The sequence below is a fragment of the Pseudomonas veronii genome (assembly GCF_001439695.1).
Lineage (GTDB): Bacteria > Pseudomonadota > Gammaproteobacteria > Pseudomonadales > Pseudomonadaceae > Aquipseudomonas > Aquipseudomonas veronii.
Window position 1 is genome coordinate 77,272 of record NZ_JYLL01000014.1, and the last position, 25,430, is coordinate 102,701.

Genomic DNA, 25,430 nt, shown 5'->3' on the forward strand with positions numbered 1-25,430 from the left:
AGACAAGGAGAATGCCATGCGTGCAGCAATCATTTCCGAGCGCAATGCGCCGCCGGTAGTGGGCGAGTTTCGTGATCCGCAGCCGCTAGACGGCTCGGTGCTGATCGATGTCGATACCGCTGGCCTTGGTGGCTGGGATGTACTCGGCGCCTACCGTCTGGGTGTTGAATATCCCTGTGTCATTCGCGGAGAAGGCGTTGGCCGTGCGCCGGATGGCCGCCGGGTGTATTTCGGCGAGCGCTCGGTGTTGCCGTTTGGTGCCTGGGCAGAGCGCACCCTGGTGCCGCAAGCCGAAGTATGGAATGTGCCGGACGACGTGGACGATAAAACCGCGATCAGCATGGGCATCGCTGCGACCGGCGCCATCGTGCCCCTGGAAAAAGCCGCGATTCAGAAGGGTGAGAAGGTGCTGATCCTGGGCGCCACCGGCACGCTCGGCCAGATCGCCCTGCAACTGGCGCGCGGTCTGGGTGCAGGCAAAGTGGTCGGTGCTGCCCGGTCCGCTGAAGCACTGGGGCGGTTGAAGTCGCGAGGCCTTGCCGATGAAGTGGTGACCCTGGGTGGCAGCGATGACGTCGCGGCGCTCAAGGATGCGGCCGATGGCGGATTTGATGTGGTGCTCGACCTCGTGTGCGGTCAACCGATGTTGACGTCGCTGAAGGCCACCAACTGGGGCGCACGGATCATGACCATTGGCACGGGAGCCGGCCGCCAGCTCAATCTGGATATTGCCGATCTGTTGTTTCGCAATCTGTCGTGCATCGGCACTGGCCAGCGCCCGCCCGCAGACCGTGAACAGATCTGGCTGCGTCTGCTGAAGATCGCCAAAGAGCAGCAGATTCAGGTGGATTACCTGGATTTTACCCTCGATCAGGCGGCTGAAGCCTGGGCCGCGCAGGTCAATGGGCCACACGCCAAAATCACCGCCACGATTCGTCGTTAAAGCCCGTATTGCTGGAAGGCGCCCTTGTCCGGGTGCCTTTCAGCGCTGGCGCTGGTGGCGAAATTCCTCGGGTGTGACACCGAGCTCTTTACGGAAGGCCGCGCTGAAAGCGGCGGCGTTGTTGAAGCCGGCCTGATAGGCCACTTGTTTGATCAGCAACCGTGGGTCAGCCAACAGCGCCACGGCTTTTTGCAAACGGGTTTGCGCGGCGTACTGGCGCAAGGTCATGCCGGTGGTGTTTTTGCAGCGACTGGACAGGGTCCGCAACGGCAGTTCGCAGGCCCGCGCCAAGTGGCCCAGTGAGCGGCCTTCGTCACTGGCGCTGTCGAGCAATTCACGCAGGATGTTGAGTTGACGATGGCTGAGTTTTTCAGCGCAGTGTGAGGAACAAGTGGCATCGTCGGGCGCGTCGATAAATTCGCGGCGCAGGTCCAGGGCAATGCTGGTGAGCAGGCACTCGGTGTGCAGCTCGCTGGCGAAGCCGGGGTTGGCGACTTCTTCGGCCAGCCGTTGCAACGAGGCGTGCAAGTAGCCGCTTTGCAGGTTGAGCATGGCTGCGCTGACGTTGTCCTGCCAGTTCCAGCGATAGCTGCCCAGGACGCCGAGTGAGGAGGGGTCGAATAGACACACAAGGGCCTTTTGCTCTCCGGCATCGTGACGCAGGTGGAACTCGGTGCCATGGGGAATGAACAACAGCTTGCCCAGGGGTTGGAATTGAGGCGCACCGTGGCTGGAAAAACCGCCGCAGTTAGGCTTGATCTGCGAGCTGGCCGGCAGCATCAAGCGCAACAGGCAACTGTCGCCGGTTTCTATCAAGGCAGTGCCAGTGTTGGACCATTGCGCGTGTTCAACCCGGATGTCGAAGCCTTGCCTGGCCAATGAAGCTTCGGTCAGGAAATTACCTGACGCTTCACAGTCGTACTCGCTGTAGTGGATCGCGTTCATTTTTCAACCTTCAGCCATTTTTATTATTGGCGCTGAAATTCGAAGGATAACGATACGTCAGGGCAGCTACCCGGTCTCGAGTGTAACCAGCCCGTGGACCGAGCTGTTTCATATATTCAGGCGGCAGGTATCAGAAAATCAGATGACGAAAGGCAAAGATATTTCCATGCGCCAACTGCGCTATTTCGTTGCCGCCGCCGACGCCGGCCAGTTTTCCCAGGCGGCGCTGAAGGCGCATGTATCGCAGTCGGCGATTACTGCGGCGGTGTTGCATCTGGAACAGTCCTTGGGCGTCAGCTTGTTCGACCGCTTGCCCCATGGCGTGGCGCTGACCGCTGAAGGCAACAAGTTTTCCCAGCATGCGCGGCACATTCTCGACACGCTGCAGGACGCTCTCAGTGAACCGCTGTTTCTCGGCCATGCGATGCAAGGAACCGTGCGTGTGGGTGCCTCCTACACGGTGCTCGGTTACTTTCTGCCAGCGCTGCTGGCACGCTTCAAACGTAGCTACCCTCAGGTAGAGATCGACCTGATCGACATGGACCGCCAGAGCATTGAAGCGGCCCTGAGCAATGGCGACCTCGACTTGGGCCTGGCAATTGTCTCCAATACGCCGAACTTGCACGGTTTCGCTCACCATGTGCTAATTCGTTCGCGCCGCCAACTCTGGCTGGCAAGTCAGCACCCATTGATGTCTGCCACCTCGATCAATCTCGAAGACGTCGCCGAGCATGCCTATATCCTGGCCACGGTCGATGAGGGGGAGACCTCGACCATGCGCTATTGGGAATCCCGCGGACTGGCACCCAAGGTGGCTTTTCGTACCTCATCCATGGAGGCATTGCGCGGGCTGGTGGGGCATGGTTTCGGTGTGACCATTCTCTCGGACATGCTGTACCGGGCCTGGTCTCTGGAAGGCAAGAAGATTGAAATCCGGCCGCTGGTGGATGTGATTCCACCCATGGAACTGGGGCTGATCTGGCTGCCGGATAACTGTTTGTCGGCACCGACCCAGGCATTCCGACAGTTTCTGATCATGGCCTGCGCCTCTTGATCCCGCTACTGGCGCACGTTGTTGTCAGGCGGCCAGGTGCCGTTGTTCATCAGGCTGTCGAAGGTTTCGGTCATTTCCCGCGCCGGGTTCGGATAGTCGTGGCGCACCCACCACAACCACAGCCCCACCAGGGCACCGACGAAACAGCGCACGGCGGCCTCGCCACGCAGTTGATCGATTTGGTACAGGCCCTGTTTCCGGTAGTGTTCCCGGACCTGGATGATCAGGATATTTTCCAGGTGCGCGAGAATCACGTTCTGTCCCGGGCCGCTGAAGAACGCCGTTGTCAGTGCCGCATGACGTTCGGTGGCGCTGAACAGCCAGGCCGAAACATCCAGCAGGACACGGCGGTCGCCATCAACTTCGGTGACCTTGGTCGAGGGAACGCCAATGGCTTCGTACCCGGCGACGATCAGGTCCTCCTTGTCGCGAAAGTGCGCGTAGAAGGTGGAGCGCGCGACCCCTGTACTGTCCAGTAATTGCTGGACCGTAATTCCTTCGTAGCCCTTTTCCAGCGCCAGGCGATACATGTGGTCCAGCAACAATTCCCGGGTGCGTTGGGAACGCAAGGCGTGGCGTTGACTGGCGTGATTTTTATCGGCTGTTTGCACGGAAGCTAGGTGAGACATTCTTAACCTCGGCAGCGCTTTTTATTGGTTTCATGACGGCGGGTACAAGAGCTTCCCGGCGGTGATCAGAACACAATGACAGAGGATTTTTTGCACCAGCAGGATTATTTTTAGAACATATTCGGCGAAAGTGTTAATTAATTCCGTCTATGCCGTACAGATTTGCGCTTCTGTTCGTTGTGGCTTTGCGTCTGCGGCCTTACCGTTTCTCCAGTCCGATAGAGACCTGGAGAACAATAATGAATAACGCTCCTGAAACGCCTGCACCTGTTCCTGCGCACATTCCCAAGCACCTTGCCCGCGATTTCGATCTATGGGCAGAGCTCACCGCCCACGGCGAAAACGCCTATCAACCAATCCGGCTGCGTAGGTCATGCCCGCTGCAACAACGTCGCGCCCGCGCTCTATCCACTCGATAACAACGGCTACATCGCCAGCAACGGCTTAAGTGTGCCGATTGGGCAAGAGCGGCTGGCAACCCGCGGTGCCCGTGCCTGCCCGGAACGGGTCATCGAGGTTCGCGATACATCCGACGAACACCGGTGAGTGCCGCCTTGGTAATGGAAGACTTTCAGCAACCCGCAAAAGAAGAACAACAATGAGCAAAACCTACGACTACATCATCATCGGTGCGGGGTCATCCGGCTGCGTCCTGGCCAATCGCTTGTCTGCCGACACGAACGTTTCGGTGCTGCTGATCGAGAGCGGACCGGATCACACCAGTCCGTTGATTGCCATGCCCCGTGGCATTGGCAAACTGCTCAGCCCCGGCAATCCGCATGTGTGGAGCTACAAGGCTGCACGCGGTGAGGGTATGAGCGATGAGCAATGGCTCAAAGGCAAAACGATTGGCGGCTCCAGTTCGGTCAACGGCATGGTCTATGTACGGGGAGCACCCGCTGATTATGATCATTGGGAAGCGCAAGGCTGCGCGGGCTGGGGCTGGAAAGACATGGGCCGGCAGTTTGTCGCCCTCGAAGACCACCAGTTGGGCAAGAGCCAATGGCGCGGAGTCGGTGGCCCGCTCAAAGTCACGGTGCACCCATCGGGCCACGCCCTGTGCGATGCCGTCATCAGCGCGGCCGGTGAGCTGGGTGTGGCGCGCACTGAAGACACCAATCATATCGACTCGGTCACTCAGGGTGGCTTCGGCTATCAGCCGCAAACCACCTGGAAAGGCCAGCGATTCAGTGCCGCCAAGGCCTTTCTCGATCCGGTGCGCGCACGTCCGAATTTGACGTTAATGACCGGCACGGATGTTCAACGCATCGAGTTCAGCAATCACCGTGCCTGTGCCGTGCAGGTCAACAACAGCGCCGGCAAGGAACGCTTCGAAGTGCGCCGCGAGGTGTTGTTGTGCGCCGGTGCCATTGAATCGCCGAAGCTGTTGCAACTGTCTGGCATCGGCCCGGCCGCACTGTTGAACTCGCTGGGTATCAGTGTGCTGCACGACGCCCCCGAGGTCGGGCGTAACCTGCGTGAGCACGTGTACATGGCCATGCAGTATCGGGTCACCCGTGGCAGCTTCAATCACTGCTTCCATGGGATTGGGTTACTCGGTGCAGTGGCCCAATACTTTTTGCGCAAGAAAGGACCGATGACCCACGCCGCTCACGAGGCCGGTGGTTTCATCAAGACGCGCCCGGAGCTGGATCGTCCGGACGCGCAAATCGGCGTCAGCCTCTATTCCATGGATGGCGACGGTAACAAGGTCGAAATCGACAAGGAGCCCGGCCTGACCATCGGTGGCTATTTCCTGCGTCCGCAGAGCCAGGGTGAGGTGCGCATTCAATCGGCGGACGCCACGGTTCCACCCCGGATCAACGCCAATTATTTGAGCGCCGAGATCGATCGCACTTCCGCAATTGCCTTGTTTCGCTGGTTCCGCCGTCTGGCTGCACAGCCGGTGCTCAAGCCATTCATTGTCGGCGAGCTGACACCGGGACCGGAGGTAGAAAGCGACGCGCAAATTCTTGCTGCGTTCCGCCGCTTCGGCCAGACCGCCTATCACGTTTCCGGGACCTGTCGCATGGGTGCCGACAGCGCGTCGGTGCTCGATCCGCAACTGCGTGTGCGCGGCGTCGAGGGCCTGCGTGTGGTCGACACTTCGGTGATGCCGTGCCTGGTTTCCGGTAACACCAATGCCCCGGCCATGGCCATTGCCATGCGCGCTGCAGAAATTATCACCGGCAAAGTCTCAGGAGATCCAACACCATGAGTGTTCCCTTTACCCAGCTGGACAAGCTGTACATCGATGGCGCGTGGGTGGATGTTGACGGTCCGCGCGAAGCAGTGCTCAACCCGGCCACCGAAGCGGTCATCGGTCATGCACCGAATGGTGATCTGCAGAGCGCCGACGCAGCCATCGCCGCCGCACGCAACGCCTTTGATAACGGCCCTTGGCCCTGGTTGAGCATGGCCGAACGGGCCGGGTACATGCGGCGGATGCACGCAGCTTTGGTGGCAAAAAGGGAGGAAATTGCCGCGCTGATTATCGCTGAGGTCGGCTGTTCCCAAGGCGTGACTTATGCCATGCAGGTGGACATGCCGCTGGGCCATGTGCTGACCGCGATCGAGCAGTCTGTGCACAGCGACAGCTTGCAGATTCCGGTGCAGGCCAATCCCAATCCGTTCAACCCGGCAGGGCCGATGATTCTCGGCAGCGGCACGGTGGAGCGTGAGGCCATCGGCGTGGTGGCCGGCATCACCGGCTATAACTTTCCGTTTCTTCTTAACCTGGCCAAGGTGTTTCCGGCCTTGCTGGCCGGCAACACCCTGGTGCTCAAGCCTTCGCCATTTACCCCGTACTCGGCGCTGTTGTTCGGTCAGATCGCTGAAGAAATCGGCCTGCCCCAGGGCGTACTCAACATTGTCACCGGCGGTATTGAAGTGGGCGGCTTGTTGAGCAGCGACCCGCGGGTGGACATGGTCTCGTTCACCGGTTCGGAAACGGTCGGCATGAGCATCATGAGTCAGGCGGCGCCGACCCTGAAGCGCGTGCATCTGGAACTGGGCGGCAAATCGGCGTTGATCGTGCGCGCCGATGCCGACATTCAGGCCACCGCGCTGGGAGCTGTCGCCGGGCTGGCGGTCAACGCGGGGCAGGGCTGTGCATTGCTCACCCGCTTCGTTGTGCATCACTCGGTACGCGAGCAATTCGTGCAGTGCGCCAAAGCCATTGCCGGGCAGTGGAAGGTCGGTGACCCGGCGGACCCGAGCGTGATGATGGGCCCGCTGATCCGCGAGTCGCAGCGCGCCAAGGTCGAGCATTTCATCGCCAGCGGCCGCGACGCCGGGGCCACGCTGGTCTGCGGTGGTAGACGACCTGCGCATCTGCGCCAGGGCTTCTTCAGCGACATCACCCTGTTCGATGACGTAAGCAACGACATGCTCATCGCCCAGGAGGAAATCTTCGGGCCGGTGGGGGTGGTGATCGGTTTCGACAGTGATGACGAGGCGGTTGCCATTGCCAACGATTCGCGGTTTGGCCTCAACGCCGCTGTTTCCTCTGCAGATGCCGCCACCGCCTATGCCATGGCTCGACGAATTCGTGCCGGCAGTGTGTACCTCAATGGGGGTAGCGGCAGCTTGCCTTATGCGCCCATCGGCGGCTTCAAACGTTCAGGACTGGGCCGTGAGTTCGGGCCGAACTGGCTTAAAGAATTCACCCAGGAGAAATCCATCATCTACCCCATCGGCCGCTAGCCATGACACCCCGCGAGCGGGGAGCAGACAAAACGACTGACAATAAAAACAAAAGGTGGTTTGCATGAAAAAGATGAGCAAACAGGGACGCATGCGAGCCCAGCGGGCCATGGTACTGCTGGCGGTAGGGAAAATGGCGTTTGGTTACGGTGGAGCGGTGATGGCTGCGCCGATCGAACTGGCTAATCCAGACTTTCATCTGCGTTGGGATAACACCCTGCGCTACAACCTGGGGATGCGAACGGAGGGGCAAGACCGGCGCATCATGAACAACCCTAACTACGATGAATCGGACGGCAAGTTCGACAAGGGTGACATCGTCACCAACCGCATCGACTTGCTCACTGAACTCGATTTTGCCTACCGTAAAGACTGGGGGGCACGCCTCAGCGCCGCCGGCTGGTACGACCAGGCGTACCACAATGACACGGTGCGCAGTCATGTTGCCGGGTACCAGACCAGCTACGACAACGACCACTACAGCTCTGAAGTGAAGCGTTACGTCGAAGGCCCTTCAGGGGAAATCCTCGATGCCTTCGTCTGGAAAAACCTGCGCCTGGGCGATGCTTCGGTGAACGTCAAGATCGGCCGGCATACCAATTACTGGGGCGAGGGGCTACTGTTCGGTGCCCATGCGATTTCCTACTCGCAAGCGCCTCTGGATGGTGCCAAGGCAGTGACCAGTCCTGGCATTGAAACCAAGGAAGTGTTCTTGCCCATCGGGCAGATATCCGTCAAAGCTCAGGCCACCGACAACCTGACACTGGCCGCTCAATATTTCTACGAATGGGACTACACGCGCATTCCGTACGGCGGCACCTACTTCGGCGCAGCGGACCCGTTCTTCGAAGGCCCGGACCGTTTGCCTGTAGCACCTGGTTTTTCCTTTAACCGGGAGAAGTCCAAATACGGTCGTGACTCCGCCAACTGGGGCGTAATGGCCAAATACGACGTCGAGGCGATTCAATCGACGGTGGGCGCTTACTACCGCCAGTTCGATGACTACCAACCCTGGTTGGCGCCAGAAGTTTCGGCCGCTACCGGCAGCTACCGCCTGGTGTACCCGCGCAGCGTCAAACTGGTCGGCCTGAGTCTTTCGACCGTGCTCGACACGGTGTCGATCGGCAGCGAGATCTCCTATCGCAAGGGCGGTGCGTTGAACGCGGTCGGCGTTGATCCTTCCGACAACGAAGGACCGCGTGGCGATACGTACCACTTCGTCGCCAACGCTGTGTATGGCGTGCCGCGTAACTTTATCGCCAACAACGCCACGCTGATCGGCGAGTTCGCCTACAGCCACCTGCGCAAAGTGACCGAGCACGAAGAGCTTTATCTGGGTGAAAACAACAATAACTGCGTTGACCCCCGCGTCGGCACACCCGGTTCAGGGGACAAGCGCGACGGTTGTTCGACCCGGGATTACGCGGCCATCGCCGTCAATTACACACCGCAATACCTGTCGGTACTCCCGTCCTGGGACATGACCGTACCGTTGACCGTCAATTATGGCCTGTCGGGCAACGCAGCCAGTGCCGGCGGTGGTAACGAAGGCGCGCTGACCTGGTCTGCCGGCGTGCAGATGACGTATGCCCAGCGTTATGAATTTGGTTTGCGTTATTCCGATACAGACGCTCAAACGAAGAACATTCCCGGGGACACCGTCGGGGGCAACGGCGCCGTGGGCGGAACCGACCGTGGCTGGCTGGCCTTCACCTTCAAAACCTCCATCTAAAAAAGCCAAGAAGCGGAGTATCTGTTTATGAAAGGACAATTTGCATGGGCGGTGGCGCTGTTGAGCATCGCCACCGCCAGCCTGGCTGCGGCACCGGCCGACCAGGTTGCACAGATCGGAAAAACCCTGACGCCGTTCGGCGCAATTATCGCGGGCAATGCCGATGGCAGCATTCCTCCCTATACCGGCGGCCTGACGCAGAGCCCGCCAGGCTTCAAGCCCGACAGCGGCTTCTGGGCCGACCCCTTCGAGGATGAAAAACCGCTGCTGCGGATCAACTCGAAAAACATGGAGCAATACGCCGACCGCTTGAGCGGCGGGCAAAAAATGCTGCTGAGTAAATTTCCCGACTACTACCTGGATATTTACCCGACCCACCGGACCGCGGCGTACCCGCAAGCGTTGCTCGATGCCTCTGTGCGCAACGCCAGTAACTGCCGCACGACCAAGGACAACCTCGCAGTCGATCCGGCATGCCGAGGCGGGCTGCCGTTCCCGCTTCCGCAGAACGGCAATGAAGTCATCTGGAATCAACAACTGCGCTACAAGGGAACGGGTTACACCACCACGGCTTCGTCCAACAGTTGGGTAGTGGATTCTCAGGGTTCGGTGACCAAGACCGCCGAGTCCGCGACCATGGAGGAGGCGCCGTACTACCAGACTCAACAGACCGATCGCGATCCGCAGTTGTACTACCGCGCCTGGGCACTGGACAGTTATCCGGCCCGCAGCGCCGGGCAACTGATCATCCTCGCTGACTACCTCGACCCGCAAAGCCAGCCACGGCGTGCCTGGAGCTACACCCCAGGCATGCGCCGCATCAAGTTGGCGCCGGAGTTCGCCTACGACACGCCGGTGCCCAACCAGGGCGGTGTGAACCTGTTCGACGAATTGCAGATGTTCTCCGGTAGCCAGGACCGTTTCGACTACAAACTGGTGGGCCGCAAGGAGATGTATATCCCGTACAACGCCTACAAGTTCTACTTCAGTTGCGGCCAGGAAGAACAGTTCAAGCCGCATCATGCCAACCCGGCTTGCGAGCGCTGGGAACTGCACCGGGTGTGGGTGGTGGAAGCGACTCTGAAACCGGGCAAACGCCACGTCTACAGCAAGCGCACCTACTACCTCGACGAAGACACGTTTGGTGCCGGCCTGTATGACGCCTGGGACCAGGGCGGGGTGCTGTATCGCGCGCTGTTCCAGAGTGGCGTGCAGCTGTACGACAAAAACCTGCCGTACACGGTAAAAAACGTCAGCTATGACTTCAACAAAGGCATGTGGTCTTTGCTCAACGATGGCCTCAAGGGCGGATATCGGGTGCACGACACGCCGTTATCGGAGCGTGACATGAAGCCTGAGTCGATTGTTTCTCAGGAGACCCAACGCTGATTTCATCGGTTGAACACGCATTTGCGGCCTGAGAGGGCCGCTTTTTTTTGTGCGGATTTTATAAAAGGTAGCCCTGCGACTCATATTTAAATGAACACATATTAGAAATGTGTTTATATTATTGAGGGTGCAGTTATCCCTTAAATTGATCCGGATGCCCTGCGAGCGGGTCGTTCGGTCTGCTGGCTAATTACAACAAGGAGAACGCCATGCTGATTGATGTCCACGCCCACTTGCTGACTGAGGGCATGCTGAACCGTCACGAGTTCTGGGGGCCATTCATGAAAGTGCAGGGGCTGACCGTGGGGCATTTTTCCCTCGGCACCAAGCAACCGGTCAAAGCCGCGACGGATGCCGAAGCGCAGGCCAATATCCTCGCGCGCATGAGCCACGCCAGCCGTCGCCAGCTGATGGCCGAGCGGGGTGTCGACAAACTGGTGATGTCCACGCCGTCTCATTGCTTTATGTATTGGGCGGGAGATTTCGCTAACGAATACGCGCGCATCTGCAATGACGAGTTGTCGGCATTTTGTCGGGCTGATCCCGACCACTTCGATTTCTGGTGCCACGCCAACCTCGCGGATCCGCTGAATGCGGCCAAGGAAATTGAACGCGCAGTGACTCAGTTGGGCGCCAAGGGTGTGTGCGTCGGCGGGGCCAACTTCAATGGCCTGGAGGCTCACGACGAACGCCTGTTCCCCGTCTGGGAAAAACTCACCCAGCTGGATGTACCGATCATGGTGCATGGCTTCAATCAGTCGATTTACTGGGGCGAAAAACACACGGACGACAAGTTTGAAACCACCTCCATCGTCGGTGACTGCGTCGATGAAACACTGTTCTTCTGGTACCTGATCTGCGGTGGCGCGCTGGATGTTTTCCCGACCTTGAAAACCTACATCACCCATGCCGGTGGCATGGCGGTTTTCCAGTTGGGGCGCCTGAGCGAACTGAACCGGGCCATGGCACCGGACTCGCGCAATCAGCGTCCGTTGATGGATTACCTGCAGAACTTTTACTTCGACCTTGACGTTCATGCGCCGGGCTTGCGTCGTGGCGTTGCCGAGGTGGTGGGGGCGGAGCGCCTGTTGTACGGCACTAACTTTGGCGGGGCCTACGACCATGGCGATCTGACCGAAGGCATCGGCTTGTCCGCTGAAGAGCGCGAGCGGATTCGCAGCGGTAACGCGATCGAACTGCTCAAGCTGAAGGTGCCGGCCAACGCTGGTCGGGTGCTGACGCCGTGACGGATAGCTCGCTGGGGCGGCCCTACCCGCAGCGCAGCGGACGGTTGCCACGGCACCTGAGCGAAATTACCGCAGCCTGGCTAACTCAGCTATTGCAGCCGCGTTATCCGGGCGTCGAGGTGCTGGCGTTAACGGCAGTGGAAGTTCGAAACGGTCACACCACCAAATTCCGCGTCAGGCTTGAGTTGAATGAGGTCGGTCAGCACGCGGGTATTCCTGCGCACGTGTGCCTGAAGTCGAATTGGTCCGAGGGTTTCGAGAGCGGCGATATCTGTGAGCTGGAAGCGCGCTTTTATCATTTGGCGCACGGCTGGTCCGATGCGCCACTGCCAGACACCTATCTCACCGACTGGGACGCCGATGGCGGCGGTCGAGGCGTGGTGATGATGGAAGACCTTGGTCTGGCCGCCGGGAAATTTGGCCATAGCACCGATCACCTGGGCGTGGATGGCGTCGCTCGGGGGCTGGAGTCACTGGCGACGTTGCATGCTGCCACCTGGAACAGTCCGCAGCTACGGGGCCAGGGCTGGCTGCCGGTGTCGATGGCCAACCCGGTGGACTGCGACGGCCTGCTGCGTATGTACAACTACATCAAGGTCAATCTGCGCAAACCGGAGTACCAACGCCTGTTGCCGAAATGGATGTATGAGACACCGGAGTTGTTCAGCCATGCGTTTGATGAATTGGCAGCTTTCGAGCGCGAACAGTCGTCACCCAGCTGCCTGATCCATGGTGATTCGCATCAGGGCAACAGTTTTTTACGCAGCGACGGCCAACGTATCTGGCTGGATTGGCAACTGTCGAGGCGTGGCCGGCCATGGCGCGATATCGCCTATTTTATGCTGGGGGCCTTAACCGTCGAGGAACGGCGCGCCGATGCGCAACGCCTGCTGCGGGTGTACCGCGAAAAACTGATCAGCCTCGGTGCCGAAGGCGTGCTTGACCAGGACGCTGCCTGGGAACAGTTTCGCCGTTGGCCGGTTTGGGGGATGCAGACCTGGATGTCGAATATGGATGACTGGGGGCAGGACGGTTTGCCGATGGTGGAACGTTTCTTCGCCGCTGCAGAAGATTTTGATACCGTGCGTTTGCTCACACATGGGCGTAAGCCTCGCCGTACGCCGACACTGGGGCAGGGCGCGCGTCCGTTAACGCAGGCCTATCAACATCTACTGGAGGATTGAGAATGGTCGGGCAGGAAGAGTTGCGCTTGCAGGGTGCGGATAACTTTCGCAGCCTCAAAGGTATTCCCACCGGTTGTGGTCGTCGTATCGGCGACCATTACCTGTTACGGGCAGAACAGCTGGATCGACTGACCGCTGAAGACTGGCAGACCTTGCGGCGGATCGGCCTGACAACCGTCTGCGATTTACGCAGCGCCGCAGAGCGTGAGCGTTACCCGAGCGGCGTACCCGATTCGGCTATCGCGCAACTCCACCTGGAGGTGCTTGGTGATGTTCGTGCCGACCCACGGATTGCCGCCATGCTCGCTGATAATCCAGAGACTCAGGGCGCGCGAAACATGATGTTGGAGGTCTACCGGCAACTTCCGCACCTGTTGGCGCCGTTGTTGCCAGCGCTGTTCGAGCTGTTCTCTACCCGCAATGCATCGGTGCTCATTCATTGCACGGCGGGCAAGGACCGCACCGGGGTCGCGGTGATGTTGCTGCTGCACGCACTGGGCGTCGCACCGGAGCACATCATGGCCGACTATGTGCTCTCGGCACGTCGCTTCAGTCAGCTGGAGGTGGCGCGTCAGCAGGCCATGAGCACCACGGTGAGCCACCTGGTCGGCCAAGCGGTCAGCGAGGCGGCCATTGATGCAGTGCTGGATGCCCGTCCCGAGTACTTGAATGCTGCGTATGCAGTGATCGACGCCGAGTACGGTGGACTGGATCTTTACCTGCAGCGCTTCAGTGGTTTGAGCCAGAAAGGCTTGCAGACATTGCGCGATACCTTGCTGGTCGCCTAGGTCACGACTTCGGTCACTACCCGCGCGGGTTTCCATTGCGCCAATCCAATTCCCAGTAAAATCAATCCGCCTCCGACCGCGTGGTACAGGTGCAATGTTTCCCCCAGCAACACAATCGCCAACACCGCGGTAAATAACGGGACCAGGTTCATCAGCACGGCGGTTTTTTCTGGCCCCAGGGTTTGCAAACCACGCATCCACAAGCCGGGCGCCAGCGCTGAGGCAAACAGACCCGCGAACAACACCAGCGGGACATTTGCGGTTGTCAGGGCTATCGAAGGGGCCAGCACAAAGGGCGGCACCAACAGCAGGGTGCCGCAGATTATTTGCACGTAAAGGCTTTCCCAGGTCGGCAGGGGAATCTGCCAGCGCTTGACCAGCACGCAGTACAACGCGTACGACAGCGAGGCCAGCAACATCATCAATTCCCCTTGGCCAACCCCGTGTGCCCAGAGCGAGGGCAGGTCGCCTGCGGCCAGCAACCACGTCAGCCCGGCAAACGACACCAGAGCACCGACCAATAACGTCGCGGTCGGTTGGGTATTGAGCAGGGGAAAGGCGAGCAGCACGGTGAGCAGGGGCATGGTCGCCAGGATCAGGCCCATGGAAGTGGCGCTGACAGTGTGCGCGGCGAAATAGGCCAGCGACTGGTACAGCGACATGCCGAGCAAGCCCAGCAGCCACAACTTGGGCAGGTGCGGCCGAATCTGCTGCCGCAACCGCCAGACCTTGGGCAACATCACCGGTGACAACACCAGCAACGCGACCAGCCAGCGGTAAAAGGAAATGGCTGCGGGGTCAATCACCCCAACCGAAAGGCGATTGACCACGGTACTGGCGGCCCAGATCAGCGTGGCAAGAACAGGGAACAGCAAGTTCATCACGGGGGCGCCAACGTTGAGGGTGCGCACTACGCACCGGAGAGTTTGTCGATATGTTTTGGTGTTATTCGCTGGCAGCGTTACGTGCCGCAATCGTCGCGGCAAAATCGCGTTTGAGGGTTGGAAAGTAGGCAATCTGCCCACCCATGCCGCCGGCAATGTCAATCGAGGCGGCGCTGATGAAGCTGGCATATTCACTGGCCAGGAACAGCGCCATACCGGCAACGTCTTCAGGTTTGCCATAACGCCCGAGCGGTACCACCTTCATCACCATGGCGTCGAACTCCTCGCGACTGACGCCAGGTCCCATTTCCTTGTAGTGACGATCCCATTGACCGGTATCGATCCAACCCATGTTCAGGCTGTTGACCAGGATATTGTCTTTGGGCAGTGACATGCCCAATGAGCGGGAGAGGGCGATGCACGATGCGCGATTGATTACTGAGGGAATTCCGTCGGGCGTCGGAATCACCCCGGCCAAGGCGTTGATTTCGATGATCCGTCCCCAGCGCTGTTCACGCATGAACGGCACCACCGCCTGCACGAATCGGAAATGCCCCATCTGCAGAATGTTGGCATGTTCGAGGATGACTTCCGGAGTGAGGGTGTCGAGGTTGCCGCCACGGCCTTGACCGGCGTTGTTCACCAACACATCGACCCCGCCCCACGCGTGTGCAACTTCAGCAACAAACGCCTTGACCCCCTCACTGTCCGTCACGTCGACAGCCCGGGCAATCACCGCCTGGGCGTGTTCCGCAAGTTGCGCGCCGACTTCCCGGACGTCTGACGCACTACGGGCGCATATCGCTACCCGCGCCCCTTCAGCTGCGAATGCCCGGGCGATGGCCAGACCAATGCCCCGCGAAGCGCCCGTGATGATCACGCGTTTGGCACTCAAATCAATATTCATGGTGGCTCCTCTTGTTTTTCTTCTGGCGGTTCACTGCCGTTTTACCCGCGCAACGCCAGGCGTTCTGTGGGATGGCAGGGGCTATTGAAAGCCCAAAGCACAAAAGCGTCAAAGTTTATTTGAACGTTTATCTGTTTTGTGTGCAGTATTTACCGGCGAAACGCCTTTGCTGGAACGATTCTTCACCTTGACGGGTGTGAAATTCTATATGGAGAATGCAAATCTTTATGTGGAATTTTATTTTGTGATCCGTTACGGTGACTTTCAACTGAGGAGGAAAGTGGGTCTGGATGCGTGCCAGACCTCTTCAGCGGACTGTCCAGGCGAGACATTCAACGATATTGTGGGGTAGCGCATATCGCTGGAGCGACCGTTTGAACGCACATAGCGACTGAAAATAACAATAAAAGGTAGTGTGTATGAATCATAAGACCAAGCAGAGTCGGCTGGTACTGGCTCAAGGTGCGCTTACGCTGATGATGGTTGGCGGCTCTCAAGGCGTCATGGCGCTCTCTTTCGATCTGCCGAACCCTGATTATCGCCTGCGTTGGGACAACACGGTCCGCTACAACCTGGGCATGCGGACTGACAGTCAGGACAGTCGCATCATGAACACGCCGAACTTCGACGAGTCCGACGGCAAGTTCGATAAAGGCGACATTGTTACAAATCGTCTCGATGTGTTGAGCGAACTCGACTTTTCCTACCTCAACGAGTGGGGTGGACGCCTCAGTGGTGCCGGCTGGTTTGACCAGGCCTATAACGATCACGATGTGAAAAGTAACGTTCCCGGCTACGCCACCAGCTATCACAACAATCGTTACAGCGACGAAGTGAAGCGCTACATGAACGGCCCGTCGGGAGAGATTCTCGATGCCTTTGTCTGGCGCAACTTCAACATCGGCGACACACCGGTCAACGTGAAAGTCGGTCGTCACACCAACTATTGGGGTGAAAGCCTGTTGTTCGGCGCTCACGCCGTGTCCTACTCCCAGGCCCCCAGCGATGGCGTGAAAGCCTCGACCAGCCCGGGTATCGAAACCAAGGAAGTGTTTCTGCCGGTGGGGCAGATCTCGGCCAAGGCCCAGGTCACTGATCACCTTTCGGTTGCCGGTCAATACTTCTACGAATGGGAGCCCACGCGCATTCCTTATGGGGGTACCTATTTCGGCGCGGCCGACCCTTTGTTCGAAGGTCCGGACCAACTGCCGGTAGCGCCTAACGGAGCGACGTTGCAGCGTCAGGATTCGCGCTTCGGTCGCGATGGCAAAAACTGGGGCGTGATGGCCAAACTCAACGTTGAAGAAGTCGAATCGACGTTCGGCGCCTACTATCGCCAGTTCGACGACTACCAGCCTTGGCTGGCCCCACAGGTCAAGGCAGCGCTGGGTTCGTACCGGGTTGTTTACCCGCGTGGCGTGAAGCTGGCAGGCGTCAGTTTTGCTCGGGTTTTCAACACGATTGCGGTCGGCTCTGAACTGTCCTACCGCATGAACGGTGCCTTGAATGCCACTGGCGTCAGCGCGCTGGACGACGAAGGCCCGCGCGGCGACACCATTCACTTTATTGCCAACGCCGTTTACGGCGTGCCGCGTAACTTCATTTCGAACAACGCGACCCTAGTGGGTGAGTTCGCCTACAGCCACCTGGATCGCGTGACTGAACACGAAGAGCTCTATAAAGGTGTCGGAAAAGCCGCTTGTACCAATGCCAGAACGCCAGGTATCGCCGGGTCCGGCAGCGAGTCGGATGGCTGCTCCTCGAAAGATTATTATGCGGTCGCGGTCAACTACACTCCGCAATACATCTCGATCTTCCCCTCCTGGGACATGGATGTACCTCTCACCGTCAACTACGGCCTGCATGGCAACGCACCAACAGCCGGTGGCGGCAGCGAAGGCGCGCTGGCTTACTCCGTCGGCGTCAAACTCACTTATGCCCAGCTGTATGAGTTCGGCCTGCGTTATGCCGACACAGCGGCCCAACCGAAGAACCTGGCCAATGGCACCGTCGCCGGTAACGGCAACGTAGGCGGTGAAGACCGCGGCTGGCTGGCTTTTACCTTCAAGACCTCCTTCTGATAAATCAAACAAGAATCGGAGAACGTGTTCATGAAACGTCCACTTGCATTAACTGCCGTCCTGATGAGTTTTGCGACCTGTAGCCTCACAGCCGCCGCTGCTGGCGACGCCTCGGACCTGGGTAAGAGCCTGACGCAGTTCGGAGCGATTCAGGCCGGTAACGCCGATGGCACGATCCCCGCTTACGAGGGCGGCCTTACCACCGCTCCGGCGGGTTTCAAGCCCGACAGCGGGTTTTGGGTTGATCCGTTCAAAGATGAAAAGCCACTGTTTCGCATTGACGCCAAAAACGTCGACAAGTATGCGGACAAGCTCAGTGAGGGGCAGAAAACCCTGATCAAGAAATACCCGACTTACTACATCGACATTTACCCAAGCCATCGCACGACTGCCTATCCCAAAGCGGTACTCGATGCCACCGTGCGAAACGCCAGCAGCTGCGCGATCCAGAAAGATGGCCTGGCCGTTGATCCATCTTGCCGTGGCGGCCTGCCGTTCCCGATTCCGAAGACCGGCAATGAAGTGATGTGGAACCAGCAGGTGCGCTACAAAATCGGCACCGGCTACTCGACCACGACTTCGTCCAACAGCTGGGTAGTCGACGCCAACGGCTCGATCACCAAGACCGCTGAACAGGCGACATTCGAAGAAACCCCGTACTACCAGGTGACTCAGGCGGATCGCGATCCACTGATGTACGCACGAGTGTTCTCGCGCAACGACTATCCGGCGCGGCGCTCCGGTGAAGTGGTGGTGCTCACTGACTTCCTCGATCCATTGGCGAAGGCCCGTCGTTCGTTCAGTTATTCCCCAGGCCAGCGCCGGGTAAAACTCGCACCGGAATTTGCCTTTGATACACCCGTTGCCAGCCAGGGTGGCGTGACGCTGTTCGACGAACTGCAAATGTTTTCCGGGAGCCAGGACCGCTTTGACTACAAGCTGGTCGGTCGCAAGGAAATGTACATCCCGTACAACGCCTACAAATTCTACTTCGGCGTCGGCAAGCAGGAAGACCAGTTCATGCCGCACCACGCCAACCCGGCGAACGAGCGTTGGGAGCTGCATCGGGTGTGGGTCGTGGAAGCCACGTTGAAGCCGGGTATGCGCCACGTCTACAGCAAACGCACCTACTACCTGGATGAAGATACTTTCGGCGTCGGCCTGTATGACGCCTGGGACAAGAGCGGCGCGTTGTATCGCTCGATCTTCCTCAGCGGCGTCCAGCTCTACGACAAAAACATTCCCTATAACGTGAAAAACGTCGTGTATGACTTCAACAAAGGCATGTACGCGTTGCTCAACGATGGTTTGAAGGGCGGCTACAAGTTCATCGACAAACCACTCTCCGAGCGTGACATGAATCCTGAAGCCATTGTGGCTCGGGTCACCCAGCGCTGATGTGATTTCGCCTGTCCTGCCTGCCGGTTTGCGCATCAAGCCGGGCAGGCAGAACAGGTGTGTTTGCCACGCGGGATGGTTAAGGAATAAAAATAATGACTAGCCCTTGCCCTGCTTCTTTTCTTCTCTGCACTTCGCGTCTGCTCCTGGCAGTCGCGTTTGCGGTCGGCGCGAGCTCATTGCTGACGACGCCTGCCTACAGCGCCGTCGCGTTGTCGGCCGATTCGCTCGACGTGCCGGCGCAGCGGATCGATGAACACCTGCCCGCACCCTTGCTGTCGGTCGCCACAGCGGGCGACGCGATGATTGGCGTCGGCCTGCACGGGTTGATCCAGCGCTCCATCGATGAGGGCCGCACCTGGCAACAGGTCGATAGCCCGGTGTCCAGCGATCTTGTGCAAGTGCGGTTTCGCGACGAGCGTCATGGCTGGATCGTCGGTCACGATGCGGTGGTCATGCACACCACCGATGGCGGTCAAAGCTGGCAAGTGCAGCTCGACGGGCGCCGCTTGTTGACCTTGCTCAACGCTTACTACGGCCCACGGGCCGAACAAGGTGATGAAGCCGCAGCCCAGATGCTTAAGGAAGTGGCTATGGCCGCCAGTACCTCGGCGACGCCGGACGTGTTGGCCGCACCCTTTCTCGATGTGATGTTCGATGAGCACGGCAACGGATTTGCCGTGGGTGCCTTCGGCATGTTGTTGCACAGCACGGATGACGGCCAGAACTGGCAGCCGTGGACCGAGCGCAGTGATAACGATCGGCGCATGCACCTGTATGGACTGGCGGAACAAGCGGGCACTTTTTACATCGGCGGGGAGCAGGGTTTGCTGCTGCGTCTGGATGGTCCGCAACAACGTTTCGTGAAAATCGATACGCCCTACACCGGCACTTACTTCGGCGTCCGCGCCTTCGACGGTCTGCTGCTGGCGTACGGGCTGCGCGGCAACCTGTTTGCCAGCCGTGATGACGGCCAGCAATGGCAGCCTGTGGCAACCAATCTCAATAGCAGCCTGGTCAGCATTGTCGAGCAGGGTGATGCCTTGATCGTCGTGAGCCAGGGTGGGCAACTGGTCAGCGTTGACCGGCAGAGTTTGCAGGTCACCCCGCTGGCAGATGCGCGGGTAGGCGAGGTGTATGCAGCCAGTGCCACCAAACAGGCTGGGAGCCTGCTTGTCACGCGCTTCAGCGGCGCCAAGGTCATCGATATCGCCCAGGCCAACTAAAGCCCCCGGCACGATTCCCCTACGAGAAAGAAAAAATGGTCGAGCAAAAATTCAACAGCGGGATGCCAGTGATTGCCAACCTGGAGGACTTTGACAAAAACTCCGGTGGCTGGTTTGAACGGGTCATATTCCGTCATCGCATGGTGGTCGTCGTTGCCTGCTTGCTCGCCACTGTGGTGCTGGGCTTCTTCGCTACACGGCTGCAAGTCAATGCCAGCTTCGAAAAAATGATTCCCAGCTCCAGCCCTTACATCAAGAATTACCTGGCGTATAAAAACCAGTTGCCAGGCCTGGGCAACAGCATTCGCGTCGTGGTGGAAAACAAATCCGGTGATATCTACGACGCCGACTATCTGCTGGCGCTGCAAAAGGTCAACGACACCCTGTACCTGATTCCAGGCATCGACCGCTCCTGGATGAAATCGCTGTGGATGCCCATCGTTCGCTGGAAAGAAGTGACGGAGGAGGGCATTGATGGCGGTGCGGTCATGCCATCGGATTACGACGGCAGTGACAAATCGATCACGGCCTTGCGCCGCAACATTATGCGTTCCGGGATCATTGGCAACCTGGTGGCGAACGACGGCCGGTCGAGCATGATTGTCGCGCCGCTGCTCGATACCAATCCGCAGACCGGACAACCCCTGGATTACGGTGATTTTTCCAAGCAACTGGAAGCGCAGATTCGCTCGCTGGAAAGTGACAAAGTGGGCATCCACATTGTGGGTTTCAGCAAGCTGGTGGGCGACCTGATCGACGGCCTGTATTCGGTCATGCTGTTCTTTGGCGCATCGGTACTGATCGCCGGGTTGTTCGTCTATTTCTATACACGCTGCCTGCGCAGTACCTTGCTGCTGGTGAGCGTGGCAGTGGCGGGGGTGGTGTGGTTGCTGGGTTTGATGCAACTCCTCGGCTACGAACTGGACCCTTACTCCATCCTGGTGCCGTTCCTGATTTTTGCCATCGGGATCTCCCACGGCACGCAAAAAATGAACGGCATTCTTCAGGACATTGGCCGTGGCACCCATAAATACATTGCTGCGCGCTATACCTTCCGCCGCTTGTTTCTCACTGGCTTGACTGCGCTCCTGACCAATATCGTTGGTTTTGCCGTGCTGGTGATCATTGATATTCCGGTGATTCGCGACCTGGCACTGACCACCAGCATTGGTGTCGCCGTGCTGATTTTCACCAAGTTGCTGCTGATTCCGGTGGCGTTGTCGTACCTGGGCGTCAGTAAGAAAGCCGCGCGTATCGCCATCGCCAAAGATCAGGCCGGCGCAGAAAACCGCGGTTTTCTCGGGCGTCTGTGGAGCGGCCTGGATCGCTTCACCGAACGGCCGATGGCCACGGCGGTGATTGCCGTATCGCTGGTGGTGACGCTGATTGGCAGCGTGGTGATGATGCACCTCAAGGTCGGTGATCTGGATCCCGGTGCACCGGAGTTGCGTGCGGATTCGCGCTATAACCGCGATAACGCCTACATCACCAGCCACTACGGACTTTCCAGTGACCAGTTCGTGGTCATCATGAAGACCAACGAAGACAGCTGCCGTCTGTACCAGTCGCTGCAAAGCATGGACAAACTGGCCTGGCGCCTGCGCCAGACGCCTGGTGTACAAACCACCCAGTCGCTGGCCGAAACCGTGCGCATGATCAGCTCCGGCATGGCTGAAGGCAGCCCGAAATGGTTGAGCATCAGCCGCGACCAGGCGATCACCAACTCGGCGGTGGATGCCGCGATGATTTCTGCACCGGGCATCACCAACCAGCAGTGCTCGGTCACTCCATTGATCGCCTACCTGGCTGATCACAAAGCCGACACACTGAGCCGGGTGTTGAAAGTTTCTGAAGAGTTCGCCAAGGAAAACAACACACCCGCTGGCGCCGAGCAGCCTGTGGAATTCCTCCTGGCTGCGGGTAATGCCGGGATCGAGGCCGCCACTAACATTGAGGTAGAGAAGGGCATCATCACCATGTACCTGGCCGTGTATGGCGCTACGGCCTTGCTCTGCCTGCTGACCTTCCGCAGTTGGCGCGCAACCCTGGTGGCGCTGATTCCTTTGCTGATGACTACGATCATCTGCAAGGCGCTGATGGTCTGGTTGGGGATCGGCCTGAAAGTAGCCACCTTGCCGGTAATCGCCGTGGGTGTCGGTGTCGGCGTGGACTACGCGCTGTATCTGCTCAGTGTGCAACTGGCGGTGCAGGAACGCGGTGGAAGCCTGGCGGTTGCGTATCGCCGCTCGCTGGATTTCACCGGTCGGGTCGTGGCGCTCGTTGGCCTGACCATGGCCGCCGGGGTGATTACCTGGGCCTGGTCGCCGATCAAGTTCCAGGCGGACATGGGCATTCTGCTGACCTTCATGTTCCTGTGGAACATGCTCGGTGCGCTGGTGCTGATCCCGGCCCTCTCGCATTACCTGCTCAACCCGAAAGGCAACTCCAAGGCCGGCGTGACCCTCGATCTGGAGGACGCGCGCGCCCAACAGGAACCGCGCAAACCCGCGGCCAGCGCACCTGCACCCCAATTGACCGAGCTCGCCTTACCCCGGCGTGTCCGCTGACTAATAGCCGGGCACAGACCTGGCTGGCAACTGCAAGGAGAGAACAATGTTCGAGTTATTGATGAGTGCCGACATGATGGTTCCGGACCCGGACGGCATGACGGAAATGTTGGTCGACAAGCTCGGCATCTACAAACACGAACGCTGGCGCCAGGCGTTCGATAATCACCCGTATATTGCGCATTTCCTGCGGGTACACAAATCCCTCGCGGTGTCGCCTACGCGCATCGAACCGCAGTGGCACCTGGATCGGCCGAACCCCGGTGATCCGTTGTTCCATGACTTTCTGGAAAGCCTGAAGGATTTCCAGGGGCATCATCGGCCGATGATCACGCACTCCATCGTGCTGGCCCTGCACGGGGACAAGTTCGACGCGCTGGTAGACAAACTGATGCGTCGTCGCTTGCCTTTCCGCATGGCGCAGCGCACCCCGGAAATGCCCTTCGACCGCTTATGGCTGGGTGCCACTCCCGAGCAACCGTATTACCAGCCCACGGTGGATGGCGGTTTGTGCATTGAGATCATGCCGACCGAGCCTTTGCAGATGCCGCCGGAAACGTATCAGTTGCCACCGATGCAGCCGCGTGATCTCAAGCCCGGCGACATGGTCCGCGTCACCGCCCGTGGCTTCCTGGTACGCGACCTCGATGAAACCCTGCGTAAGGTCTCGACCAACCTCGATTGGGAACCGAGCGGGCCGGTCGAGAGCATCGGCAGCGAAGGTTACCGCCGTGCGCGTATGGGTTTCACCGTGCCGAACAGTGCCACCCTCGATGTCCTCGAGGCGACCTACTGGAACACCGACGCCGGCCACTACGTCAATAACTGGGGGCCGGGTCCGTACTACATCCGCATCGGTGTCAACGATCTGGCTGCCAAGGCCGAGGATCTGCGGTCACGCGGCACGCGGTTCCAGTGGATCGAATCCTCCGAGGCCGTCGGCGGCCGTGCGTTGATCAAGATCGACCCACAAGAACTCAATGGCCAGGTCTTCGAGTTCGAGGAGTGCCCTGTATGAGCACAGCGCAAGAACCGCAGTCTCCCGTTTTGATCAACGATGCGGTGCGCCTTGAGCGTGATGCCATGGTGGGTTGGGTGGTACTGACCCGGCCCCGGCAGATCAACGCCATCAACGACGATATTCGTCAGGGCGTGCCGCAAGCACTGGCGCTGTTGCAGCAAGACCCGGACATTCGCGTGATCGTGATTCGCGGGGAAGGTGAGCGAGGCTTTTGTGCGGGTGCTGATATCAAGGAGCGTCGTGGCCCGGAATCGAGCCTGCAAGTGCGGCAGCGCATGGAACAGGTGCGCTGGATCGAAGCGCTGGATGGCATCAGCAAACCGGTGATCGCTGCCATTCATGGTTATTGCATGGGCGGTGGGTTGGAACTGGTGCTGGCGTGTGACATCCGCTTCGCCGCGCCCGATGCCGTGTTCGCCCTGCCGGAAACCGGCCTGGGGCTGATTCCCGGCGGCGGCGGTACGCAACGACTGTCCCGAGTGGTGGCGCCGGGTCAGGCATTGGACATGTTGCTCACCGGTGACCGGGTGGGCGCCGAACAAGCGCAGCGCATTGGTCTGGTCAGCCGCCTGGCCAGCGACAACGCCAGCCTGCTGGACGAAGTACGGGCCTTTGCTCAGCGCATCGCCGTCAAACCACCCACCGCGTCGGCGTTTGTCAAACAGGCAGCACGGGCGGCGCTGGACATGGACCTCAAACGTGGCCTGGACCTGGAGCTTGATCTGTTCGCCTTGCTGGCCCCGACCAAGGATGCCCGCGAGGCGGCCCAGGCGTTCAGTGAACGGCGCGAACCGCGATTTACCGGCGAGTAAAGCGCCACTCAAAACAATAAGGAACAGAGCATGAGCACAGGAAAACTGGCAGGACGAGTGGCCATTATTACCGGCTCCGGTGGCGGCCTGGGCGCTGAGTGCGCACGGGTGCTGGCGTCGCATGGTGCAAGTATTGCGGTGGTCGATATCAATTTCGAGGGGGCCACAGCTGTGGCCCAGTCACTCCTCGCCGAGGGGCATCAAGCCTTGGCGATCGCCACCGACGTCTCCTCGGAAGACGCCGTGCGCGCGATGGTTGCTCAGGTTAAACAGCATTTCGGCCGTATCGACATTCTGCACAACAACGCGGCGATCCTGAACGCCGAGCAACGTCAGCTAGACCGCGATTTCGTCAACCTCGACATGCAGGCCTGGGACCGCGCCATCGCCGTCAACCTGCGTGGCGCGGTGCTGTGCACCAAGCATGTGATTCCGGTCATGCTGGAGAACGGCAAGGGCTCGATTATCTTCGCCACCTCGGGTCTGGGCATGCAGGGCGATATGTCCCTGACCGGCTACGCCACCTCCAAGGCGGGGCTGATGATGCTGCCGCGCATGGTCGCCTCGCAATACGGCAAACAAGGCATTCGCGGCAACGCCGTGCAGATCGGCCTGGCGCCTTCGGAACACGCCATGCCTGAACCCTTGCTCGACATCCTGCGCGACAACCACTGCACTGCCGAGCTGGGCACGCCTCGGCAGATTGCCGATGTGGTGGCGTTCCTGGCCAGTGACGAATCCTCATTTGTCACGGGCACCACGCTGGTCGCTGATGGTGGTTTCAGCAGCCACACCCCCTCCCTGGTGGCGATGCGCGCGCTGTTTGCGCAGATGGGCCGCACCGGCATGTAACCCTTGCCCGGCGCATCCCGTGCGGTGCGCCGCGGCTGATCTTTGCCGCCATAGCCGCCGCGCGCC

The 25,430-nt window shown here is 59.4% G+C and carries 21 protein-coding genes; 17 read left to right on the top strand and 4 right to left on the bottom strand.

Features of this window, described 5'->3' with window-relative positions:
• Positions 1 to 16 precede the first annotated feature (16 nt).
• Positions 17 to 943 (top strand): quinone oxidoreductase family protein, encoded by a 927-nt coding sequence (locus tag TU80_RS18060; RefSeq protein ID WP_020300827.1) that lies wholly within the window; start codon positions 17 to 19, stop codon positions 941 to 943.
• A gap of 39 nt (positions 944 to 982) precedes the next feature.
• Here the strand turns inward: TU80_RS18060 and TU80_RS18065 are convergent, their stop codons facing one another.
• Positions 983 to 1,888 carry a helix-turn-helix domain-containing protein gene (locus TU80_RS18065; protein ID WP_020300826.1) on the bottom strand — a complete coding sequence of 302 codons (906 nt, stop codon included), beginning with the start codon at positions 1,886 to 1,888 and terminating at the stop codon, positions 983 to 985.
• 142 nt (positions 1,889 to 2,030) lie between these two features.
• Here TU80_RS18065 and TU80_RS18070 point away from each other — a divergent pair, with 142 nt between their 5' ends.
• On the top strand, positions 2,031 to 2,942 hold the full coding sequence (locus TU80_RS18070) for a LysR family transcriptional regulator (protein ID WP_020300825.1): 912 nt from the start codon (positions 2,031 to 2,033) through the stop codon (positions 2,940 to 2,942).
• A 5-nt stretch (positions 2,943 to 2,947) separates the two neighbouring features.
• Here the strand turns inward: TU80_RS18070 and TU80_RS18075 are convergent, their stop codons facing one another.
• The gene (locus tag TU80_RS18075) at positions 2,948 to 3,571 is read right to left on the bottom strand and encodes a TetR/AcrR family transcriptional regulator (protein ID WP_032904483.1); all 624 of its coding nucleotides are present in this window, start codon (positions 3,569 to 3,571) and stop codon (positions 2,948 to 2,950) included.
• Between the two features lie 294 nt (positions 3,572 to 3,865).
• Between TU80_RS18075 and TU80_RS31765 the strand changes: the two genes are divergently transcribed.
• The 8 genes from TU80_RS31765 to TU80_RS18110 all read left to right on the top strand — a co-directional run bounded on the left by TU80_RS31765 (position 3,866) and on the right by TU80_RS18110 (position 13,616).
• Positions 3,866 to 4,117 (top strand): ferredoxin, encoded by a 252-nt coding sequence (locus TU80_RS31765; RefSeq protein ID WP_154220403.1) that lies wholly within the window; start codon positions 3,866 to 3,868, stop codon positions 4,115 to 4,117.
• A gap of 52 nt (positions 4,118 to 4,169) precedes the next feature.
• The gene (locus TU80_RS18080) at positions 4,170 to 5,789 is read left to right on the top strand and encodes a GMC family oxidoreductase (RefSeq protein WP_057005038.1); all 1,620 of its coding nucleotides are present in this window, start codon (positions 4,170 to 4,172) and stop codon (positions 5,787 to 5,789) included.
• Complete coding sequence (locus TU80_RS18085) at positions 5,786 to 7,276, top strand: aldehyde dehydrogenase family protein (RefSeq protein WP_057005039.1); 1,491 nt, start codon at positions 5,786 to 5,788, stop codon at positions 7,274 to 7,276. Before TU80_RS18080 ends, TU80_RS18085 begins: the two co-directional genes overlap by 4 nt.
• A 64-nt stretch (positions 7,277 to 7,340) precedes the next feature.
• Positions 7,341 to 9,008, top strand: coding sequence for a DUF1302 domain-containing protein (locus TU80_RS18090; protein ID WP_020300822.1), 1,668 nt, complete (start codon positions 7,341 to 7,343; stop codon positions 9,006 to 9,008).
• Between the two features lie 27 nt (positions 9,009 to 9,035).
• Positions 9,036 to 10,397, top strand: coding sequence for a DUF1329 domain-containing protein (locus tag TU80_RS18095; protein WP_020300821.1), 1,362 nt, complete (start codon positions 9,036 to 9,038; stop codon positions 10,395 to 10,397).
• Between the two features lie 209 nt (positions 10,398 to 10,606).
• Positions 10,607 to 11,644 carry an amidohydrolase family protein gene (locus tag TU80_RS18100; protein WP_057005040.1) on the top strand — a complete coding sequence of 346 codons (1,038 nt, stop codon included), beginning with the start codon at positions 10,607 to 10,609 and terminating at the stop codon, positions 11,642 to 11,644.
• The gene (locus tag TU80_RS18105) at positions 11,641 to 12,828 is read left to right on the top strand and encodes a phosphotransferase (RefSeq protein ID WP_082643858.1); all 1,188 of its coding nucleotides are present in this window, start codon (positions 11,641 to 11,643) and stop codon (positions 12,826 to 12,828) included. The genes TU80_RS18100 and TU80_RS18105 overlap by 4 nt, the downstream gene beginning before the upstream one ends.
• A 2-nt stretch (positions 12,829 to 12,830) precedes the next feature.
• Positions 12,831 to 13,616: a tyrosine-protein phosphatase gene (locus TU80_RS18110; protein ID WP_020300818.1), complete on the top strand. Its 786-nt coding sequence runs from the start codon at positions 12,831 to 12,833 to the stop codon at positions 13,614 to 13,616.
• Here the strand turns inward: TU80_RS18110 and TU80_RS18115 are convergent.
• Together TU80_RS18115 and TU80_RS18120 are read right to left on the bottom strand one after the other, a co-directional pair.
• Positions 13,613 to 14,497, bottom strand: a complete 885-nt coding sequence (locus TU80_RS18115; RefSeq protein ID WP_020300817.1) for a DMT family transporter — start codon at positions 14,495 to 14,497, stop codon at positions 13,613 to 13,615. The genes TU80_RS18110 and TU80_RS18115 overlap by 4 nt on opposite strands.
• A gap of 64 nt (positions 14,498 to 14,561) precedes the next feature.
• Positions 14,562 to 15,407: an SDR family oxidoreductase gene (locus TU80_RS18120; protein WP_020300816.1), complete on the bottom strand. Its 846-nt coding sequence runs from the start codon at positions 15,405 to 15,407 to the stop codon at positions 14,562 to 14,564.
• A 419-nt stretch (positions 15,408 to 15,826) separates the two neighbouring features.
• Here TU80_RS18120 and TU80_RS18125 point away from each other — a divergent pair, with 419 nt between their 5' ends.
• The 7 genes from TU80_RS18125 to TU80_RS18155 all read left to right on the top strand — a co-directional run bounded on the left by TU80_RS18125 (position 15,827) and on the right by TU80_RS18155 (position 25,364).
• A complete protein-coding gene (locus TU80_RS18125) occupies positions 15,827 to 17,488 on the top strand; it encodes a DUF1302 domain-containing protein (RefSeq protein WP_057005041.1) in 1,662 nt (553 codons plus the stop codon).
• A 30-nt stretch (positions 17,489 to 17,518) separates the two neighbouring features.
• Entirely contained in the window at positions 17,519 to 18,886 is a 1,368-nt protein-coding gene (locus tag TU80_RS18130) for a DUF1329 domain-containing protein (RefSeq protein ID WP_020300814.1), read from the top strand.
• A gap of 95 nt (positions 18,887 to 18,981) precedes the next feature.
• Entirely contained in the window at positions 18,982 to 20,112 is a 1,131-nt protein-coding gene (locus tag TU80_RS18135; protein WP_020300813.1) for a WD40/YVTN/BNR-like repeat-containing protein, read from the top strand.
• Between the two features lie 35 nt (positions 20,113 to 20,147).
• Positions 20,148 to 22,679: an efflux RND transporter permease subunit gene (locus TU80_RS18140; protein WP_020300812.1), complete on the top strand. Its 2,532-nt coding sequence runs from the start codon at positions 20,148 to 20,150 to the stop codon at positions 22,677 to 22,679.
• 46 nt (positions 22,680 to 22,725) lie between these two features.
• Positions 22,726 to 23,697 carry a VOC family protein gene (locus TU80_RS18145; protein ID WP_020300811.1) on the top strand — a complete coding sequence of 324 codons (972 nt, stop codon included), beginning with the start codon at positions 22,726 to 22,728 and terminating at the stop codon, positions 23,695 to 23,697.
• Positions 23,694 to 24,512 (top strand): enoyl-CoA hydratase/isomerase family protein, encoded by an 819-nt coding sequence (locus TU80_RS18150; protein WP_057005042.1) that lies wholly within the window; start codon positions 23,694 to 23,696, stop codon positions 24,510 to 24,512. The genes TU80_RS18145 and TU80_RS18150 overlap by 4 nt, the downstream gene beginning before the upstream one ends.
• Positions 24,513 to 24,542: 30 nt before the next feature.
• Entirely contained in the window at positions 24,543 to 25,364 is an 822-nt protein-coding gene (locus TU80_RS18155) for an SDR family NAD(P)-dependent oxidoreductase (protein WP_032904481.1), read from the top strand.
• The last annotated feature ends 66 nt before the right edge of the window (positions 25,365 to 25,430 follow it).

Coding starts and splice junctions, on each gene's coding strand:
- TU80_RS18145 (WP_020300811.1), top strand. CDS start 22,726: ATGTTCGAGTTATTGATGAGTGCCGACATGATGGTTCCGGACCCGGAC.
- TU80_RS18065 (WP_020300826.1), bottom strand. CDS start 1,888: ATGAACGCGATCCACTACAGCGAGTACGACTGTGAAGCGTCAGGTAAT.
- TU80_RS18070 (WP_020300825.1), top strand. CDS start 2,031: ATGACGAAAGGCAAAGATATTTCCATGCGCCAACTGCGCTATTTCGTT.
- TU80_RS18085 (WP_057005039.1), top strand. CDS start 5,786: ATGAGTGTTCCCTTTACCCAGCTGGACAAGCTGTACATCGATGGCGCG.
- TU80_RS18140 (WP_020300812.1), top strand. CDS start 20,148: ATGGTCGAGCAAAAATTCAACAGCGGGATGCCAGTGATTGCCAACCTG.
- TU80_RS18095 (WP_020300821.1), top strand. CDS start 9,036: ATGAAAGGACAATTTGCATGGGCGGTGGCGCTGTTGAGCATCGCCACC.
- TU80_RS18115 (WP_020300817.1), bottom strand. CDS start 14,497: ATGAACTTGCTGTTCCCTGTTCTTGCCACGCTGATCTGGGCCGCCAGT.
- TU80_RS18100 (WP_057005040.1), top strand. CDS start 10,607: ATGCTGATTGATGTCCACGCCCACTTGCTGACTGAGGGCATGCTGAAC.
- TU80_RS18110 (WP_020300818.1), top strand. CDS start 12,831: ATGGTCGGGCAGGAAGAGTTGCGCTTGCAGGGTGCGGATAACTTTCGC.
- TU80_RS18130 (WP_020300814.1), top strand. CDS start 17,519: ATGAAACGTCCACTTGCATTAACTGCCGTCCTGATGAGTTTTGCGACC.
- TU80_RS18125 (WP_057005041.1), top strand. CDS start 15,827: ATGAATCATAAGACCAAGCAGAGTCGGCTGGTACTGGCTCAAGGTGCG.
- TU80_RS18080 (WP_057005038.1), top strand. CDS start 4,170: ATGAGCAAAACCTACGACTACATCATCATCGGTGCGGGGTCATCCGGC.
- TU80_RS18075 (WP_032904483.1), bottom strand. CDS start 3,571: ATGTCTCACCTAGCTTCCGTGCAAACAGCCGATAAAAATCACGCCAGT.
- TU80_RS18155 (WP_032904481.1), top strand. CDS start 24,543: ATGAGCACAGGAAAACTGGCAGGACGAGTGGCCATTATTACCGGCTCC.
- TU80_RS18090 (WP_020300822.1), top strand. CDS start 7,341: ATGAAAAAGATGAGCAAACAGGGACGCATGCGAGCCCAGCGGGCCATG.
- TU80_RS18060 (WP_020300827.1), top strand. CDS start 17: ATGCGTGCAGCAATCATTTCCGAGCGCAATGCGCCGCCGGTAGTGGGC.
- TU80_RS18150 (WP_057005042.1), top strand. CDS start 23,694: ATGAGCACAGCGCAAGAACCGCAGTCTCCCGTTTTGATCAACGATGCG.
- TU80_RS18120 (WP_020300816.1), bottom strand. CDS start 15,407: ATGAATATTGATTTGAGTGCCAAACGCGTGATCATCACGGGCGCTTCG.
- TU80_RS18135 (WP_020300813.1), top strand. CDS start 18,982: ATGACTAGCCCTTGCCCTGCTTCTTTTCTTCTCTGCACTTCGCGTCTG.